This window comes from Streptomyces sp. NPDC030893, assembly GCF_055571535.1.
Map to the genome: position 1 here is coordinate 108611 of NZ_JBVIFC010000009.1, position 17701 is coordinate 126311.

Sequence of the window (17701 nt, forward strand, 5' to 3'; positions counted from 1 at the left end):
GTACGGCCGCGGTTTCAGGAGGCGGGGTTGCCCGTCGAGACGTAGAGCTGGATCTTCGGCACGTCGTCTTCCTCGACGTCCGTGTCCGCGCTCGGGATCTGCCGCATGACGGTGCCGTCGCCGTAGGTGTTCTCGTCGACGGGGATGACCTCGTAGCCCCAGCCCGCCGCCTGGACGCACTTCTTCACCGACGTGATGTCCTTGAACTTGAAGCTCGGGAGCTGGATCTTCTCCGGGTCGTTGTACGACTCCCGCGGCTCGGTGCAGTCCTCCGCGTCGACCGTCCTCGACGTGTCCGGCCCGCGGTAGCCCTCCGCCTTGGTCGCCGACGCCGAGGGGCTGGAGCCCCCGCCGCCCTGCGGGTCCTTCGCGCCGCCGTTCATCAGCAGGGCCCCGACCAGACCGCCGACGGCCAGCACGGACACGGCGATCGAGCCGATGATCACCGGCTTGTTCCGGCCGCCGCGGGAGCCGGAGCCCGACGACTGCGGGGTGATGTTGTACGGCGGCGGGGTGGACGCGCCCTGCTGCGGCGAGTACGCCGCCGGAGCGGGCGTCTGATATCCGCCGTGCTGCGGATAGCCGTACGACGGCGACGGAGCGGCCGGAGCCGGGGCCGGCGTCCCGTACGGGTTCGGCGGCGGGGCCGGCTGGTACGGCGTCTGCACGTTGCCCGTGGGCGCCGGGGTCGCCTGGTCGACCGGCGGGAACACCGCGGAGCCGACGCCCGCGCCGCTCTGTGCCTGCGCGCCCGGCACGATGCTCGGCGGGGCCGCCTGGAAGGACTGCGCCACCCGCAGGCACTCCCCGCGCATCGCCTCGGCGCTGGGGAAACGCTCGTTGGGGTTCTTCTTCAGCGCGCGGGCGATCAGCGCGTCCACGGCCGGCGGCAGCGAGCGGTTGACCGAGGACGCGGTCGGCGGTTCCTCCTGCACATGCGCGTACGCGATGGCCAGCGGCGAGTCCGCGTCGAACGGCAGCCGGCCGGTGACCAGCTGGAACAGCATGATGCCGACCGAGTACAGGTCCGAGCGCGCGTCCACGCCCCGGCCGAGCGCCTGCTCGGGGGAGAGGTACTGGGGGGTGCCGACGACCATGCCGGTCTGCGTCATCGACGTGACGCCCGACTGCATGGCGCGGGCGATGCCGAAGTCCATCACCTTGACCACGCCGCGCTTGGTCATCATCACGTTGCCCGGCTTGATGTCCCGGTGGACCAGCCCCATCTCGTGGCTGATCTCCAGCGCCGCCAGTACGTCCGCGGTGATCCTCAGCGCCTTGTCGGCGGGCATCGCGCCCTGCCGCCGGACGTCCTCGTCGAGCACGGACCCCAGCGGGCGGCCCTCGACGTACTCCATGACGATGTACGGCGTCGTCATGCCGTCCACGTCGTCCTCGCCGGTGTCGAAGACCGACACGATGTTGGTGTGAGTGAGCTTCGCCACGGACTGGGCCTCACGGCGGAAGCGCTCACGGAACGCCTGTTCCCGGCCGAGTTCCGTATGCAACGTCTTGATGGCGACCTGGCGGTCGAGCACGCTGTCGTAGGCGAGGTGCACCGACGCCATGCCGCCCTCGCCGAGCAGGTCCCGCAGTTGGTACCGTCCGCCGGCGAGCGCCCGCCCCGCGTACCGGCCCTGTGCGCCGTCCTGGCTCATGTTCCGCGTCCCCCGTAGCCTCTCCGGCGCCGCCGTCGGTGACTGTCCCGTGGTAGATCGAAAGTGCTATTCCCGGCCAAGTCTGCCCCAGGCCACTGACACGTCAAGCGTGGTGCCCGTTCCGTGACCGTACGCGAAAGAAGCGTCGCGGAAGCGTTACAGCGGCCGTACCGCCGGTACACGGAATTTGCACGACAGTACGGAGTGCGGGTTTCATGACCGGTCCGTCTCGTGCCGGTTCCGGCAGCCCGTCTCGGACCGGAGCCTTGTGCAAAGGCTGTAGCGTGGGCCGACGGAGACCGTAACAACACCGCGCGCACCGCGGGCAGAAACGACGGCGAGGACTGATGGCACAGCAGCAGCGCGCTCAGGGCCCGTCCGACCCCGAGGCGACTGGCGGCGGCATCTCGGACGCGCCGGACAACTGGGGCAACGGCGGGCTCGTCGGCGACGGCCGGTACCGGCTGACCCACCGGCTCGGCCGGGGTGGCATGGCCGAGGTGTTCGCCGCCGAGGACGTACGTCTCGGCCGCATGGTAGCCGTCAAACTGCTCCGCGCCGATCTGGCCGAGGACCCCATCGCCAAGGCGCGCTTCACGCGTGAGGCGCAGTCGGTGGCCGGTCTCAACCACCACGCGATCGTCGCCGTGTACGACTCCGGCGAGGACGTGATCGGCGGCCAGTCGGTCCCGTACATCGTGATGGAGATCGTCGAGGGCCGCACCATCCGCGACCTGCTGATGAACGCCGAGGCCCCCGGCCCGGAGCAGGCGCTGATCATCGTCTCCGGTGTCCTGGAGGCGCTCGCCTACTCGCACCAGCACGGCATCGTGCACCGCGACATCAAGCCGGCCAACGTCATCATCACCAACAACGGCGCCGTGAAGGTGATGGACTTCGGCATCGCCCGCGCGCTGCACGGCGCGTCGACGACGATGACGCAGACCGGCATGGTCATGGGCACCCCGCAGTACCTCTCCCCGGAGCAGGCGCTCGGCAAGGCCGTCGACCACCGCTCCGACCTGTACGCCACCGGCTGTCTGATGTACGAACTGCTGGCGCTGCGTCCCCCGTTCACCGGTGAGACGCCGCTGTCGGTGGTCTACCAGCACGTCCAGGACATCCCCACGCCCCCGTCGGAGGCCTCGGACGCCTGCCCGCCAGAGCTGGACGGGCTGGTCATGCGCTCCCTCGCCAAGGAGCCCGACGACCGGTTCCAGACGGCGGAGGAGATGCGCGGCCTGGTCCAGTACGGGCTGCAGATGCTGTACGACCAGGGCGGTCACACCGGCACCTGGAACACCGGCCCCGTCGACCTGCACGAAGGTCCGCGCACCCCGGCGGCAGGCTTCGCGGGAACGGCCGCGCTGCCGCACCCCGACGCCGCCGGCACGACGGCGATCCCGCAGCCGATCCTGCCCGCCGGATACGGCGGCGGGGACGACGGCGGCTTCGAGGGCCATGGCAACCAGGGCAGCGGCCGCGGCAAGCTGTGGATCCTCGCCGTGCTCGCCGTGATCGCGGTCGCCGCGGGGGTCGCGCTGGCGCTCAACAACAGCGGCGGCGAGGGGGGCGGAGGCAAGACCGACCCGTCGCCGTCCGTCTCGCAGAGCACCGAGGACAAGACGGCCAGCGAGTCCCCGAGCGACGAGGAGACCGAGGAGGCGCCCGACCCCGACACCAACCCGGGCAGCGGCTCGGGCGGCAACGGGGGCTGGACACCGTCGTACGAGCCGTCGTACACGCCGTCGCAGCCGGAGACCGAGGAGCCGACCGATCCGCCGTCGGCCACGCAGCCGACCCACTCGGGCGGTACGGACGACGGTGGCACCACCGAGGGCGGCGGCACCACCGAGGGCGGCGGTACGACCGAGGGCGGCGGCACCACCGAAGGTGGCGGCACCACCGAGGGCGGCGGCACCGAGGGCGGCGGCACGGGGCCCGGCGGCGCCGACGCCGGCGGCGCGGACGCGGGCGGAGTGCCCGGCGGGGTGAACTGACCCCCCGGGCGGCTGCTCCTCCACGAAACGGCCCCGCACCTCACCTCCCGTGCACCCGGTGACCCTCCACGCGGCACCCCGTGCCGTCCGCCAAGTCGGCTCTTCCCGTCCCCGGGGTGGCCGGGATAACGTGCCGTTGCTCCGGCCTCCTGCAAGGCTGTGACCAGCGCGCCTTCACGGCCTACCCCGATTTACTTGGAAATCCAAGCAAAATCGCAGGTCAGATGGGGTTTCACAGAAATGTGGAGCACTGGGTACGGTGCCTCTTGCAGGGCGCTCGCCGGGGCACCTGTCACGCCTGTTCCCGGCCGAGTGGCACCCACCCCGTGCCCGGTGGTCGAGTAACAGGTGAGCCGCACTGGCCTACCGGCAACCCCGGGGGCCGGACCGACGGAGGAGCACACGTGACCGTGGAGAGCACTGCCGCGCGCACACCGCGACGCAGCGCCGGAAGCAAGGCCGGCACCACCACCGGCACCAAGCGCACCACCAGCACCACCAAGAAGGCCGCCGCCGCCAAGAAGGCGACCGGCGCCGGCGGGAGCGCCGAGCCCGCCCTCGTCCAGCTGCTGACGCCCGAGGGCAAGCGCGTCAAGAACGCCGAGTTCGACAAGTACGTCGCCGACATCACCGCCGACGACCTGCGCGGCCTCTACCGCGACATGGTCCTCACCCGCCGCTTCGACGCCGAGGCCACCTCCCTGCAGCGCCAGGGCGAGCTGGGCCTGTGGGCCTCGCTGCTCGGGCAGGAGGCGGCGCAGATCGGCTCCGGCCGGGCACTCCGCGACGACGACTACGTCTTCCCCACCTACCGCGAGCACGGCGTCGCGTGGTGCCGCGGGGTGGACCCCACCAACCTCCTCGGCATGTTCCGCGGTGTGAACAACGGCGGCTGGGACCCCAACGGGAACAATTTCCACCTCTACACGATCGTCATCGGCTCCCAGACGCTGCACGCCACGGGCTACGCGATGGGCGTCACCAAGGACGGCGCGGACAGCGCCGTCATCGCCTACTTCGGTGACGGTGCCTCCAGCCAGGGCGATGTCGCCGAGGCCTTCACCTTCTCCGCGGTCTACAACGCGCCCGTGGTGTTCTTCTGCCAGAACAACCAGTGGGCGATCTCCGAGCCGACCGAGAAGCAGTCCCGCGTGCCGCTGTACCAGCGCGCGCAGGGCTTCGGCTTCCCGGGCGTCCGCGTGGACGGAAACGACGTGCTGGCGAACCTGGCCGTCACCAAGTGGGCACTGGAGCGGGCCCGCGCGGGCGAGGGCCCGACGCTGGTCGAGGCGTTCACGTACCGCATGGGCGCGCACACCACCTCCGACGACCCGACCCGCTACCGGGGCGACGACGAGCGGCTGGCCTGGGAGGCCAAGGACCCGATCCTGCGCCTTCGCCGCTATCTGGAGGCCTCAAACCACGCGGACGAGGGATTCTTCGCGGAACTGGAGGCCGAGTCCGAGGCGTTGGGCAGGCGAGTGCGCGAAGCGGTCCGTGCCATGCCGGACCCGGACCACTTCGCCATCTTCGAGAACGTGTACGCGGACGGACACGCGCTGGTGGACGAGGAGCGGGCGCAGTTCGCCGCCTACCAGGCGTCGTTCGCCGACGCGGACGGGGGTAAGTGACATGGCGGAGACCGTGACATCGAAGAACATGGCCCTGGCCAAGGCGATCAACGAGTCGCTGCGCCGCGCCCTGGAGGAGGACCCGAAGGTCCTCGTCATGGGTGAGGACGTCGGCAAGCTCGGTGGCGTGTTCCGGGTGACGGACGGACTGCAGAAGGACTTCGGCGAGAGCCGTGTCATCGACACCCCGCTCGCCGAGTCGGGCATCGTCGGCACGGCGATCGGGCTGGCCCTGCGCGGCTACCGCCCGGTGGTGGAGATCCAGTTCGACGGATTCGTCTTCCCGGCCTACGACCAGATCGTCACGCAGCTCGCGAAGATGCACGCGCGTGCGCTGGGCAAGGTCAAGATGCCCGTCGTGGTGCGCATTCCCTACGGCGGCGGCATCGGCGCGGTGGAGCACCACTCCGAGTCCCCGGAGTCGCTGTTCGCGCATGTGGCGGGCCTGAAGATCGTCTCGCCGTCGAACGCGGCGGACGCGTACTGGATGATGCAGCAGGCCATCCAGAGCGACGACCCGGTGATCTTCTTCGAGCCGAAGCGGCGTTACTGGGACAAGGGCGAGGTGGACACGGAGGCGATCCCCGGCCCGCTGCACAAGGCGCGGGTGGTCCGCGAGGGCACCGACCTGACCCTGGTCGCCTACGGCCCGATGGTGAAGCTCTGCCAGGAGGTCGCCGACGCGGCCGCCGAGGAGGGCCGCTCGCTGGAGGTGCTGGACCTGCGCTCGGTGTCCCCGCTCGACTTCGACACCGTCCAGGCGTCGGTGGAGAAGACGGGCCGGCTGGTCGTGGTCCACGAGGCACCGGTGTTCTTCGGTTCGGGCGCGGAGATCGCCGCGCGGATCACGGAGCGCTGCTTCTACCACCTGGAGGCCCCGGTGCTGCGCGTGGGCGGCTACCACGCGCCGTACCCGCCGGCCCGTCTGGAGGAGTCCTACCTCCCGGACCTGGACCGGGTGCTCGACGCCGTCGACCGCTCGCTGGCGTACTGAGGGAGAGGGTCGTGACGACGATGACGAACGCGTCCGTACGCGAGTTCAGGATGCCGGACGTGGGCGAGGGCCTCACGGAGGCCGAGATCCTCAAGTGGTACGTCCAGCCGGGCGACACGGTCACCGACGGGCAGGTGGTCTGCGAGGTCGAGACGGCGAAGGCGGCCGTCGAACTGCCCATCCCCTACGACGGTGTGGTCCGCGAGCTGCACTTCCCCGAGGGCACCACGGTCGACGTGGGCACGTCCATCATCGCGGTGGAGGTCGCGGGCGCCGCGGCGGCCCCGGCGACGGAGGAGGCCCCCGCGGCGGAGGAGGCGCCCGCGGCCCCCGCCCCCGCTTCCGCCGAGGAGCCGGCGGAGCCCGGGGAGAAGCCGGCGGCCCGCCAGCCCGTGCTGGTCGGCTACGGCGTGTCGACCTCCTCGACACGCCGCCGCCCCCGCAAGCAGGCGCCGGAGGCCGCCCAGGCGGAACTGAACGGGCACGGCACCCCCGCCGCCGCCCCGCAGCAACGCCCGCTGGCGAAGCCGCCGGTGCGCAAGCTGGCCAAGGACCTGGGCGTCGACCTGACGACGGTCACCCCGACCGGCCCGGACGGCATCATCACCCGCGAGGACGTCCACGCGGCGGTGGCGCCCCCGGCCCAGGAGCCGGCCGCCCCCGTGTCCGCGCCCGCCCCCGCCGCCCCCGCCGCCCCGGTGTCGTACGACACCGCCCGCGAGACCCGTATCCCGGTCAAGGGCGTCCGCAAGGCGACGGCGGCGGCGATGGTCGGCTCGGCGTTCACGGCACCGCACGTCACGGAGTTCGTGACGGTGGACGTGACCCGCACGCTGAAGCTGGTCGAGGAGCTCAAGGAGGACAAGGAGTTCACGGGCCTGCGCGTGAACCCCCTCCTGCTGATCGCCAAGGCCCTGCTGGTCGCGATCAGGCGCAACCCCGACATCAACGCGTCGTGGGACGAGGCGGCCCAGGAGATCGTGGTCAAGCACTACGTCAACCTCGGCATCGCCGCGGCCACCCCGCGCGGTCTGATCGTCCCGAACATCAAGGACGCGCACGCCAAGACACTGCCCCAACTCGCCGAATCCCTCGGCGAACTGGTGTCCACGGCCCGCGAGGGCAAGACCTCGCCGTCCGCGATGCAGGCCGGCACGGTGACGATCACCAACGTCGGCGTCTTCGGCGTCGACACGGGCACGCCGATCCTCAACCCGGGCGAGTCCGCGATCCTCGCGGTCGGCGCGATCAAGCCCCAGCCGTGGGTCCACAAGGGCAAGGTGAAGCCCCGCCAGGTCACCACCCTCGCCCTCTCCTTCGACCACCGCCTGGTCGACGGCGAACTGGGTTCCAAGGTCCTGGCGGACGTGGCGGCGATCCTGGAGCAGCCGAAGCGGCTGATCACCTGGGCGTAGCGGCACCACCGCAAAACGACGGAGCGGGCCCACCGTCCCCACGGTGAGCCCGCTCCGTCAGCGGGGAACCTTCTCGATCTGCCGGGTGACCTCCCGACAGCGCCCGCACGCGCAGCCGAGGACTTCCGGTCTCCCCCGGCTCATGGGCATTCCGTGCGCGGACTCCGTCCGCTCCGGTGAGCCGGTGCTCGTCGCGGTGCACCCGGGCGGGCCCGTCGGTCGCCGCCGTCCAGGTGAGCACGGTGGCGACGAGGGCCAGTGCCGCTCCCCACGACCACCCATCGTGCGCGCCATATCTGTAATTTCGTGCTGAACGTCCTTCTTTTCGAGAGCATGATTCACTGCCCCTCCGTTCCTTCGCGTGAAGATGACGGGGTGTCAGCGGTGAGGTGTGCCGTTCGCCGCCGGCTGTTCATCGCCGTCGGTCATGGGCAGCAGGACCCGGAAGGCCGCGCCCTCTCCGGGGCGGGACACGACGCCCGGCCCGGTCGGCGAGGACGAGTCCGAGACAGCCACGAACCGACTAGATTGATGAGCAGGAGGGGCGCCGCAGATTCGAGATGCGACGCCCCTCCTGCCGTTCCGGTCCGCTCAGACCTGATGGAGCACGTACACGGGTGCTCCGTCCTCGGTTCCGCCCCGCGAGCGGATGCAGGCGTGCTGGCGCAGCAGGCGGAGGCATTCGTTGACGCGCCGCACGGACAGCCCCGTACGGGCGGCGATCGACTCCAGCGGCTCACGCAGCTCACCCTGCTCGACGAGCACCGGGGCGATCACCACGGCCACCGCCCACACGTCCTCGGTCACGGACAACCGCTGCCGCCAGTGGGCGAGGACCGATTCGGTGGTGGGCCGGGCGGTGAGGAGGGCCGTGGGCGTCCGACGTTCGAGGACGAGGCTGTCGAACCGGTCCGCGATGCGTTCCATCGCCCGGACCATGGCCTGCTGCACGGCGAGGGTGGCCTGCTGGGTGACCAGCAGCTCCTTTTGCAGGGTCACCGTCTCCTTCTGCAAAGCGATCGACTCGCGCTGCCCGCCGGCCAGCTCCTCGTCCATCTGAAGGTTGTGAGCCTCCAGCCGGACGATGGCCTCGGCGACCTGTTCCGGCATGGCGTAGGCGAGGGGAGCACCGGGGCCGACGGGCTGCACCTCGGCCTCGTCGAGAGAGTACGAACCCTCCCGCTGAACCGTCTCGATCACTTCGGCGACCCACTGCTTGAAGGGCGCGCAGGCCGGCTTGGTGCAGGCGTTGACGAGGAGGATGAGGCCTTGGAGAGAGATGACGTGCAAGTCTCGGCGCCACCCCCTACCTGCGGGAATGCTGAGACCGTAACCTCCAGTTACGGTCTCGAGCATTTCTCGGTGCTCGTCCGGAACGTGATCTGCGAGAGCCTTCCGAGAGTTGGTGTGGCCAAGTTCCTTGCAGACGTCCACCGCCGGGAACCAATGCGTTCCGTCCGGCATCGTCAGTCTCCGTACCCGGGCTCCGGTCGCCGCGTAGACGAAGTCGCTGACGTCGATCGCCTCGTGTTGTTCGGCAGATTCCTGCCGCTTGCTGGGTTCATTCATGTGAACCACCTCCGCTGCGGAACGTAGAGTCGCGCGGAGCGCATATGCCAGCCGGTTCGATGATGTTCACAACTGCGAGCGAAGTCGGCCGGAACCGCTGTACAGGTCGCCGAAGGTGTGTATGACGGACAGCAGTGTGAGGCATGCGAAAGGGCCCGCCGGTGCCGGCGGGCCCCCGTCGATCCGTACCGTCAGATCTTGCCGAAGCCGTAGCCCAGGAGCTTCTTCGCGTCCTTCTCGCGCTGGGGGGCGGAGGAGGAGGCGAGGACGGTGCCGATGACCGTCTTGCCGTTGCGGGTCGCCGCGAAGACCAGGCAGTACTTGGACGTCGCGCCGGAGCCGGTCTTCACCCCGATCGTGCCCTTGTAGTTGCTGAGCAGGGTGTTGGTGTTGGTCCACGGCGCCATCGTGCGGGTGCCGCCCGACTTCGTCTTCGTCTTCGCCGTGTACTTCTTCGTCTTCACGATCGAGCGGAACGTGGAGTTCTTCATCGCGCTGCTCGCGATCTTCGTCAGATCGCGCGGCGTGGAGTAGTTCTTGCCGTTCCCGATGCCGTCGAACGAGTCGAAGTGGGTGTTCTTCAGGCCCAGCTTCTTCGCGTCCGCGTTCATCTTGCCGATGAACGACTTCACCCGCGCCGACCGTGTCTTGCCCGTGCCGAACTTGTCGGCCAGCGCGTACGCCGCGTCGCAGCCGGACGGCAGCATCAGCCCGTACAGCAGCTGGCGCACGGTGACCTTGTCACCGACGATCAGCCGCGCGGACGAGGCGTTCTTCGACACGATGTAGTCGCTGTACGCCTTCTGGATGGTGACCTTGGCGTCGAGATTCAGGTTCTTCTGCGCGAGCACGACCTTCGCGGTCATGATCTTCGTCGTGGAACCGGTCGAACGGCGTGTGTCCGCCGCCTTCGAGTACAGGGCCTTGCCGTTCGCGTTGTTCATCACGAAGCCGCCCTTGGCGACGATCGTGGGCACGGCGGCGGCCTGCACGGGAGCGGCCTGCGCGGGCGCTGCGGAGAGAGCACCGGCCGAGACCATGGCGCCGGTGGTCACGGCGACGGCGACGGCTCTGCGGAGGCGGATGCCCTGAATGCCGATCTTCAAGTGAGGTACCCCGATTGAGTTGAATGCCCCAGTGCTGCGGCAGAGTTGACGTGCGGCCGGCAGTGGGGCCGCATCTATCCGACTCGCCGTGGACGCGGATGGTTGTGCTCGCGGGCGGGCGACTTTTCCGGCACGGGGCGCAGTCCGCATGGTGGACGAATTCTTCCATGCGTACGTGTTGTATCTATCATGTCGGCATGAGCAGCCTGGCCCCCGTGAAACAACCACCCGCCGCCGAGCGGGTCTACAGCCACGTCAAGCAAGGCGTCCTGGAGCGCCGGTACGAGGGCGGCACGCTGCTGACGGAAGGGGAGCTGGCCGAGGCCGTGGGGGTGTCGCGCACCCCCGTGCGCGAGGCGCTGCTGCGGCTGGAGGTCGAGGGGCTGATCAGGCTCTACCCCAAGAAGGGCGCCCTCGTGCTGCCGGTCTCCGCCCAGGAGATCGCCGACGTCGTGGAGACCCGGCTGCTCGTCGAGGAGCACGCCGCCAGGAAGGCCGTACCCGCGCCGCCCGGCCTCATCGAGCGCCTGGAGGAGCTGCTCGCCCGGCAGAAGGAGCAGGCCGCCGCCGGTGACTTCGCCGCCGCCTCCGTCACCGACCGGTGCTTCCACGCCGAGATCGTCCGCAGCGGGGGCAACGAGATCCTCTCCCGTCTCTACGACCAGCTCCGGGACCGCCAGCTGCGCATGGGCGTCGCCGTGATGCACTCCCACCCCGACCGCATCGCCAAGACCCTCGCCGAGCACGAGGAGATCCTCCGGGCGCTGCGCTCGGGCGACGCGGAGGCGGCCGTCGAGGTGGTCAACCGGCACGTGGGCTGGTTCTCCCACCTGGCCAGGGGAGAGGTGCGATGAGCGCCTCGCCCGCGCGTTCCGCCGTCAGGCCGGGGGACCCTCCCGGTGGCCGGCGGGCCCTGGCCGTCTGGGGGATCGGCGTCTCCGTCTACTTCGTCGCCGTCATCTTCCGCACGTCGCTGGGTGTGGCCGGACTCGACGCCGCCGACCGCTTCGGCGTCAACGCCTCGGCGCTCTCCACCTTCTCCATCCTCCAGCTGCTGGTCTACGCGGGCATGCAGATACCCGTGGGGCTGCTGGTGGACCGGCTCGGCACCAAGAAGGTGCTGGGCATCGGCGTCGTGCTGTTCACGGCCGGACAGCTCGGCTTCGCCCTCTCGCCGTCGTACGGCATGGCGCTCGCCTCGCGCGCGCTGCTCGGCTGCGGCGACGCGATGACGTTCATCAGCGTGCTGCGGCTGGGCACCCGCTGGTTCCCGGCCCGGCGCGGACCGATGGTCGGCCAGCTGGCCGGACTGGCCGGCATGGCGGGCAACCTGGTCTCCACGCTGGTGCTCTCCCGGCTGCTGCACGACGTCGGCTGGACGGCGGCGTTCGCGGGCAGCGCGCTCGCGGGAGTCGTGGTGTTCGTGCTGCTGGTGCTGTTCCTCAAGGACCACCCCGAGGGCCAGGAACCGGACCCCGTCCCGCACCAGGGCGCCGCCTACGTACGCCGGCAGATCGCCGCGTCCTGGCGGGAGCCGGGCACCCGGCTCGGGCTGTGGGTGCACTTCACGACCCAGTTCCCGGCGATGGTGTTCCTGCTGCTGTGGGGGATGCCGTTCCTGATCGAGGCGCAGGGGCTGTCGCGGGCCACCGCCGGTCAGCTGCTGACGCTCGTGGTGCTGGCCAACATGGTCGTCGGGCTCGTCTACGGTCAGGTCGTCGCCCGGCACCACGGGGCGCGGCTGCCACTGGCGCTGGGGACGGTGGGCGCGACGGCCCTGCTGTGGGCCGCGACGCTCGCCTATCCGGCGGATACGGCGCCGATGTGGTTGCTGGTGGTGTTGTGCACGGTGCTCGGGGCGTGCGGGCCGGCGTCGATGCTCGGGTTCGACTTCGCGCGGCCGGCGAATCCGCCGGAGCGGCAGGGGACGGCGTCGGGGATCACCAACATGGGCGGGTTCGTCGCCTCCATGACGACGCTGTTCGCGGTCGGGGTGCTGCTGGACGCGACGGACGGCGACTACGGCGTCGCCTTCTCGTCCGTGTTCGTGCTCCAGGCGCTGGGGGTCACGCAGATCCTGCGGCTGCGGAGGCGGGCGGCGCGGGCGGAGCGGGAGCGGTTGGTGGCGAGCCGGGTGAGTTCGGTGCACGTGCCTGTGTAGGCGGGCGCGGGGTGTTGCCGCTGGGGGGGCACCCCCCCCCAGGCCCTTTGGGCCCTTTGGGCACTGGGGGAGGCACGACGGCCCGCGGTTGTGCGGCGGTGCGGCGGTGCGGCTGTGCGGCGGTGACGTTACGGCGTGACCGCGAAGTGCCTCAGGATCGCCGCCGCCAGGTCCAGGTCGCCCTCCGTCTTCACCCGGTCCGCCATCGCGTCCGCCGTCACCCGGCCGCAGGCCAGGCGGACGAAGGTCTCCCAGTCGAGGGTGAGGGTGGCGGCGGGGCCGAGGGCCGGGGCCGTCTCCAGGGTGCCGCGGCCCTGGATGTCGACGCGGATCGTGCGCAGGAACTCCAGCGGGCCGTGGACGTCGATGACCACGGCCGAGCTGCGCGGCGCCTGCGCCCGCTCGGCGACCACGCGCGGCAGCTCGGCGAGCAGCACGTCCCGGGCGACGTGCGCACCGGGTGAGTCGAGGTTGCCGGGGTGGCCGAGGGCCGTGCGCAGGTCCTGCTCGTGCGCCCACACGTCGAAGGCGTGCCGGCGCATGGACTCCTCCAGCGTCAGCTCCGTACCCAGCGGGCCGCGCACCTTGGTGCCGGGCTCACGGGTCTCGTTGCGCAGCTGGCGGTTCCGGCGGATGACCATGAGTTCCAGCTCGGAGGTCATCTCCGGCGCCGTGTGGTGGCGGCGCACGTCGACCTGCATCTCCATGTACCGCTGATGGTCGTTGGTGACGTGGAACAGGTCGCGCGGCAGCGTGTGGATGGGGCGCGGGTCGCCGTACATCTCGGAGTCCAGTCCGATGACGTGCGAGACCACATCACGGACCGACCAGCCCGGGCACGGCGTCCGCCGGTTCCAGTCGGCCTCCGGGAGCGGCTGCACCAGCTCGGATATCGCCTCGATCGAGTGGGTCCAGGCGTCGGCGTAGGACTGAAGGGTGGGATGCAGGCTCACGGAACGGGACCCCTCGGCGGTCGGTACACGGGCAGGTGGCGGCGGCGGCGCCAGTGGGCGGTGGCCGCACTGCGTGGGTGTCTCGCCTCGCTAAGTTACGCTGCGGAGAGGCACCCCGGCAGTGCTTTCGTGTGACGATCGTAGGCCCGTGTGCGCGGGTCGAATGCCAGGACGGTGGTAGTGTGCGCGCTTCGTTGCTCCAAGTCGGTGTGAACGAGGGCGAATCGGTCGAATCGCGTCGGCGTCGGGTCGCCGCGATGGTACGCGATCAGGCCGCGGCCGATCTCGTGGTGCTCCCGGAGCTGTGGACCACGGGCGCCTTCGCGTACGAGCGGTTCGCCGCCGAGGCGGAACCGCTCGAGGGGCCGACCTTCGAGGCGATGGCCGAGGCGGCGAGCGACGCGGGCGTGTGGCTGCACGCGGGCTCGATTCCCGAGCGCGCGGCGTCCGGCAGCGGATCCGACGCCGCGGGCGACGGCACGCTCTACAACACCTCTCTCATCTTCTCCCCCTCCGGGGACCTGGCCGCCGCCTACCGCAAGATCCACCGCTTCGGCTTCGACCAGGGCGAGGCCGTGCTGATGGGGGCGGGCGACGCCCTTGTGACGGTGCGGCTGCCGCACACCGTGCTCGGTGTGGCCACCTGCTACGACCTCCGTTTCCCCGAACTCTTCCGCGGTCTCGTCGACGCCGGCGCCGAGACCCTCGTCGTCCCGGCGGGCTGGCCGGAGCGCCGCCGGTCGCACTGGACGCTCCTGGCCCGGGCGCGGGCGGTGGAGAACCAGGCGTTCGTCCTCGCGTGTGGAACGGCCGGGACGCATGCCGGAGTTCCGCAGGCGGGTCACTCGATCGTGGTCGATCCGTGGGGCGAGGTCCTGGCGGAGGCGGGCTCCGGCGAGGAGGTCCTGACCGTCGACTTCGACCCGGCGGAGGTGGCGGGCACCCGCGAACGCTTCCCGGCCCTGAAGGACCGCGTTCTGGGCCTGGACCGCCCCCACCGCTGACCCCACCGCTGATCCCACCGCTCTCCCCGTGGGCGGCCCCTGCGCCGCCCCTACCCCTCCCGTTCCTTCTCCGCCAGGTGGATCACACACACCGCCACCGCGATCAGGAGCGCCGGGTCGGCGTCCTCCCGTACGACGTCGACGCCGTACGTCTCCCGGACGGTGAGCCACCGGCGGGAGATCACGGCGAGCAGCTCACCGTCGTACTCGACGGCGAACTCCCGGTCGAGGACGCGCCCGCTGACGTCCAGTTCGGTGCTGCCGTCCGCCAGGGCCACCCGGTAGTGGTTGCGCAGCAGCGACAGCCGCTTGCGGCGGACCGTCGCGAGCGGCTCGCCACCGCGCTCGATCACCATCGTGTCCCGCAGGGCGAACATCTTCTGGCGGATGTCGACGAGCACCCGCCCCTCGGTGTCCTTCAGCTCGAAGGTGTCCCGCAGCCGCATGGCCTTGCCGTCGACGAGGAAGACCTTGTTGCCCCGCTCGTCCTCGATCCAGTAGTCGTCCCCGATCCCCAGAATCCGGTCCCGCACAAGAAATCTCATGCCCCGACGACTTCCCCGGCCCTTCCTCCCGGAACCAGGCGGCTAGCCCGACAGGCCGAGTCCCTCGGCGGTGACGCCGCCGGGGCCGCCGCCGGCGGAAGCCGGGCGCGAGACGGCCGTGCGCTGAAGGAGGCCGCGACCCGAAGAGGGCGTGGGAGAGACTCGCTCGCTCTCCCACGCCCTCGGTCGCACGTATGGCGCCGCCCTGGCCGGTCTCCGGACCCGTCGCCCGGACCGCCCCGGTCAGACCCCGTACCCGTCGCTGTACCCGTCGCGGGTGCGGGGGCGGGTGGTGTCGTCGACGACCGGCGTGGCGGGTGGTACGACGACCCGCCGCCGCCGGGCGATGCTGCTGAAGGTCGCGACGCCGATCAGACCGACGATCATGAAGATGATGCCGACGAGGTCAAGGTTGACACCCTGCATGTCCCAGTCGGTCGCGAACGTGAGGATTGCTCCCACGGCGATGAGGATGATGCATCCGCCGAGGCCCATGAGTGTCGCCTCCCTGTCCGGTCTCTCCGGTCGCCACCGGGTACCCGGACCGGCACCACCCATGCCGTGCCGAGGGGTTGACTACCCCTCAAGGAACGCCACCAGCGCGTTCGCCAGCAGGAACGGGTCGTTCGCGCCGCAGAGTTCGCGGGCGCTGTGCATCGACAGGATGGCCACGCCGATGTCGACGGTGCGGATGCCGTGCCGGGCCGCGGTGATCGGGCCGATCGTGGTGCCGCACGGCATGGCGTTGTTGGAGACGAAGGACTGGAAGGGGACGTCCGCCTTCTCGCAGGCCGCCGCGAACACCGCCCGCCCCGAACCGTCCGTGGCGTAGCGGTTGTTGACGTTGACCTTGAGGATGGGGCCGCCGTCTACGCGCGGGTGGTGCGTCGGGTCGTGCCGCTCCGCGTAGTTGGGGTGGACGGCGTGGCCGGTGTCGGAGGACAGGCAGACGGTACCGGCGAAGGCGCGCGCCCGGTCCTCGTACGAGCCGCCGCGGGCGAACACCGAACGCGTCAGGACGTCGCCGAGCAGCGGGCCGTCCGCGCCGGTGTCGGACTGGGAGCCGTTCTCCTCGTGGTCGAAGGCGGCGAGCACCGGGATGAAGTCGAGGCCGGAGTCCTGGCCGGCCACCGCGGCCAGCGCGGCCGTACCGGCGTGCACGGAGAGGAGGTTGTCCATGCGCGGGCCCGCCACCAGTTCGCGGTCGCGGCCCAGGTAGGCGGGCGGTTCGACGGGGTGGACCATCAGGTCCCAGCCCGTGACCTCGCCGGACGGGAGGCCGGCGGTCTCCTCCAGGAAGGCGATGAGGTCGCCGTCGCGGACGTCGTCGCCCATGCCCCAGACCGGCTGCATGTGCCGCTGCTTGTCGAGCTTGAGGCCGTCGGAGGTGACCGAGCGGTCCAGGTGGATGGCGAGCTGGGGGACCCGCAGCAGCGGACGGTCCACGTCGACCAGGCGGGTGGAGCCGTCCCGCAGGGAGAGCCGGCCGGCCAGGCCCAGGTCGCGGTCGAGCCAGGAGTTGAGCAGCGGACCGCCGTAGATCTCCACGGCCACCTGGCGCCAGCCGTGCGCCCCGCTGTCGGGGCGGGGCTTCACGCGCAGGGTGGGGGAGTCGGTGTGGGCGCCGATGATCCGGAAGGGGGTGTGGGGGGCCGCACCCTCGGGGACGTACCAGGCGATGATCGCACCGCCGCGCAGCACGTACTTGCCGCCGGCCGTCGCGTCCCAGGCGTCCGTCTCCGCGACCTGCCGGAAGCCCGCCTTCTCCAGCCGCTCGGCGGCGTTCGCCACCGCGTGGTACGGCGTGGGGCTCGCCGCCAGGAAGGTCATGAGGTCGTCGGTGTGACCGCGATCGAAGCGGGGGGGTTCGCTCATGGGTTCACCTTAACGAGGGGCCGGGGCGGCTTCGCGGTCCAGCCGGGCGGTGGGGGGCAGGCCCTCGCGGACCTGCCGGGTGCGGTCGACGAGCAACTGCGTCACCTCCCGGACGAGGGTGTCGTCCACGGCGTCGGACCGGCCCGTGACGCTGGTCCACAGCACGGTGGTGCCCACCCGCACCACGGTCTCCGCGGTCACCTCGTCGCCCTTGGCGGCGCGGGCATAGGTGCGCTGGTCACCGAGCGGGCCGAGGGCCTGGGACCGGGGTCCCGTGACGCGCACGCCGTCGAAGACGGTCTTCGCCTCCTCGACCGTCCGGGTCGAGAACATGGCGAGCATGAGGCCGGCGGTCGTCGCCTCGACATAGGTCGCCGAGCCCTGAGCCGCCACCCTCGCGCAGGCCTCCGCCCCGATGACGGCGACGCACCACCGAGCGCCGTCGTCCGTGGGAGGTCCCACGACCTCCCATCCGGGCAGGGCCCGCGCGTCCGGCAGCGCCTTGAGGATGTGCCGCGTCTCCAGCACGTCGACGGGTCGTCCCCGGACCCCGGTGCTGCTCGCGGAAACGCTCGGCGACGCGGACGTCCCGGGGGCGTCGGGCTCGCGTTCCTCGTGTCCGCCGCATCCGGCCAGCAGCAGCACCGTCAGAGAACCGACCGCCATCGCGCGGGCCCGGCGTCTGCCGGCCTTGTCCGCCACTGCCCACCCCTTTGTCGCGTCCATGGTGTGCGCCGATCATACGGACGGCCCGCTCATACGGACGGCCCGCCCCCGGAGCGGGGGCGGG

General features: G+C 71.0%; 16 protein-coding genes. 7 read left to right on the top strand and 9 right to left on the bottom strand.

All coding sequences use genetic code 11. The annotated features are described in order from the left end of the window. Positions 1–14: 14 nt before the first annotated feature. Positions 15–1658, bottom strand: coding sequence for a protein kinase domain-containing protein (locus tag ACZ434_RS18775; RefSeq protein WP_468457096.1), 1644 nt, complete (start codon positions 1656–1658; stop codon positions 15–17). Between the two features lie 347 nt (positions 1659–2005). On the opposite strand from ACZ434_RS18775, the gene ACZ434_RS18780 reads away from it, so the two are divergent. The 4 genes from ACZ434_RS18780 (at position 2006) to ACZ434_RS18795 (ending at position 7698) form a co-directional block, all read left to right on the top strand. Then, the gene (locus ACZ434_RS18780) at positions 2006–3658 is read left to right on the top strand and encodes a protein kinase domain-containing protein (protein ID WP_468457098.1); all 1653 of its coding nucleotides are present in this window, start codon (positions 2006–2008) and stop codon (positions 3656–3658) included. Positions 3659–4062: 404 nt separating this feature from the next. Next, positions 4063–5289 (top strand): pyruvate dehydrogenase (acetyl-transferring) E1 component subunit alpha, encoded by a 1227-nt coding sequence (pdhA, locus tag ACZ434_RS18785; RefSeq protein ID WP_468457100.1) that lies wholly within the window; start codon positions 4063–4065, stop codon positions 5287–5289. 1 nt (position 5290) lies between these two features. Continuing rightward, a complete protein-coding gene (locus tag ACZ434_RS18790) occupies positions 5291–6283 on the top strand; it encodes an alpha-ketoacid dehydrogenase subunit beta (protein WP_468457102.1) in 993 nt (330 codons plus the stop codon). Positions 6284–6294: 11 nt separating this feature from the next. Next, on the top strand, positions 6295–7698 hold the full coding sequence (locus ACZ434_RS18795; RefSeq protein ID WP_468457104.1) for a dihydrolipoamide acetyltransferase family protein: 1404 nt from the start codon (positions 6295–6297) through the stop codon (positions 7696–7698). 378 nt (positions 7699–8076) lie between these two features. Here ACZ434_RS18795 and ACZ434_RS18800 read toward each other — a convergent pair whose 3' ends face one another. The 3 genes from ACZ434_RS18800 to ACZ434_RS18810 all read right to left on the bottom strand — a co-directional run bounded on the left by ACZ434_RS18800 (position 8077) and on the right by ACZ434_RS18810 (position 10373). Continuing rightward, positions 8077–8214: a hypothetical protein gene (locus ACZ434_RS18800; RefSeq protein WP_468457106.1), complete on the bottom strand. Its 138-nt coding sequence runs from the start codon at positions 8212–8214 to the stop codon at positions 8077–8079. Between the two features lie 75 nt (positions 8215–8289). Then, positions 8290–9267: a BRO-N domain-containing protein gene (locus ACZ434_RS18805; protein WP_468457109.1), complete on the bottom strand. Its 978-nt coding sequence runs from the start codon at positions 9265–9267 to the stop codon at positions 8290–8292. A 191-nt stretch (positions 9268–9458) separates the two neighbouring features. Further along, the gene (locus ACZ434_RS18810; protein WP_468457111.1) at positions 9459–10373 is read right to left on the bottom strand and encodes a D-alanyl-D-alanine carboxypeptidase family protein; all 915 of its coding nucleotides are present in this window, start codon (positions 10371–10373) and stop codon (positions 9459–9461) included. 197 nt (positions 10374–10570) lie between these two features. Here ACZ434_RS18810 and ACZ434_RS18815 point away from each other — a divergent pair, with 197 nt between their 5' ends. Beyond that, the gene (locus tag ACZ434_RS18815) at positions 10571–11227 is read left to right on the top strand and encodes a GntR family transcriptional regulator (protein WP_468457113.1); all 657 of its coding nucleotides are present in this window, start codon (positions 10571–10573) and stop codon (positions 11225–11227) included. Further along, the gene (locus ACZ434_RS18820) at positions 11224–12534 is read left to right on the top strand and encodes an MFS transporter (protein WP_468457115.1); all 1311 of its coding nucleotides are present in this window, start codon (positions 11224–11226) and stop codon (positions 12532–12534) included. Before ACZ434_RS18815 ends, ACZ434_RS18820 begins: the two co-directional genes overlap by 4 nt. Positions 12535–12662: 128 nt before the next feature. On the opposite strand, the gene ACZ434_RS18825 is transcribed toward ACZ434_RS18820, so the two are convergent. Continuing rightward, on the bottom strand, positions 12663–13487 hold the full coding sequence (locus tag ACZ434_RS18825; RefSeq protein ID WP_468457117.1) for a maleylpyruvate isomerase family mycothiol-dependent enzyme: 825 nt from the start codon (positions 13485–13487) through the stop codon (positions 12663–12665). Between the two features lie 182 nt (positions 13488–13669). Here ACZ434_RS18825 and ACZ434_RS18830 point away from each other — a divergent pair, with 182 nt between their 5' ends. Beyond that, positions 13670–14491: a carbon-nitrogen family hydrolase gene (locus tag ACZ434_RS18830; RefSeq protein ID WP_468457119.1), complete on the top strand. Its 822-nt coding sequence runs from the start codon at positions 13670–13672 to the stop codon at positions 14489–14491. Between the two features lie 50 nt (positions 14492–14541). Here the strand turns inward: ACZ434_RS18830 and ACZ434_RS18835 are convergent, their stop codons facing one another. The 4 genes from ACZ434_RS18835 to ACZ434_RS18850 form a co-directional block, all read right to left on the bottom strand. After that, positions 14542–15036 carry an LURP-one-related/scramblase family protein gene (locus ACZ434_RS18835; RefSeq protein WP_468457121.1) on the bottom strand — a complete coding sequence of 165 codons (495 nt, stop codon included), beginning with the start codon at positions 15034–15036 and terminating at the stop codon, positions 14542–14544. Between the two features lie 243 nt (positions 15037–15279). Then, on the bottom strand, positions 15280–15531 hold the full coding sequence (locus ACZ434_RS18840; RefSeq protein ID WP_103542737.1) for a DUF6458 family protein: 252 nt from the start codon (positions 15529–15531) through the stop codon (positions 15280–15282). A gap of 81 nt (positions 15532–15612) precedes the next feature. Beyond that, on the bottom strand, positions 15613–16911 hold the full coding sequence (locus ACZ434_RS18845) for a M18 family aminopeptidase (RefSeq protein WP_468457124.1): 1299 nt from the start codon (positions 16909–16911) through the stop codon (positions 15613–15615). 9 nt (positions 16912–16920) lie between these two features. Next, a complete protein-coding gene (locus tag ACZ434_RS18850; RefSeq protein WP_468457126.1) occupies positions 16921–17613 on the bottom strand; it encodes a hypothetical protein in 693 nt (230 codons plus the stop codon). Between the last annotated feature and the right edge of the window lie 88 nt (positions 17614–17701).

Excerpts from the sequence above, each read along its gene's own strand:
- ACZ434_RS18775 (WP_468457096.1), bottom strand. The coding sequence starts at position 1,658 with ATGAGCCAGGACGGCGCACAGGGCCGGTACGCGGGGCGGGCGCTCGCC.
- ACZ434_RS18815 (WP_468457113.1), top strand. The coding sequence starts at position 10,571 with ATGAGCAGCCTGGCCCCCGTGAAACAACCACCCGCCGCCGAGCGGGTC.
- ACZ434_RS18840 (WP_103542737.1), bottom strand. The coding sequence starts at position 15,531 with ATGGGCCTCGGCGGATGCATCATCCTCATCGCCGTGGGAGCAATCCTC.
- ACZ434_RS18790 (WP_468457102.1), top strand. The coding sequence starts at position 5,291 with ATGGCGGAGACCGTGACATCGAAGAACATGGCCCTGGCCAAGGCGATC.
- ACZ434_RS18780 (WP_468457098.1), top strand. The coding sequence starts at position 2,006 with ATGGCACAGCAGCAGCGCGCTCAGGGCCCGTCCGACCCCGAGGCGACT.
- ACZ434_RS18805 (WP_468457109.1), bottom strand. The coding sequence starts at position 9,267 with ATGAATGAACCCAGCAAGCGGCAGGAATCTGCCGAACAACACGAGGCG.
- ACZ434_RS18845 (WP_468457124.1), bottom strand. The coding sequence starts at position 16,911 with ATGAGCGAACCCCCCCGCTTCGATCGCGGTCACACCGACGACCTCATG.
- ACZ434_RS18820 (WP_468457115.1), top strand. The coding sequence starts at position 11,224 with ATGAGCGCCTCGCCCGCGCGTTCCGCCGTCAGGCCGGGGGACCCTCCC.
- ACZ434_RS18835 (WP_468457121.1), bottom strand. The coding sequence starts at position 15,036 with ATGAGATTTCTTGTGCGGGACCGGATTCTGGGGATCGGGGACGACTAC.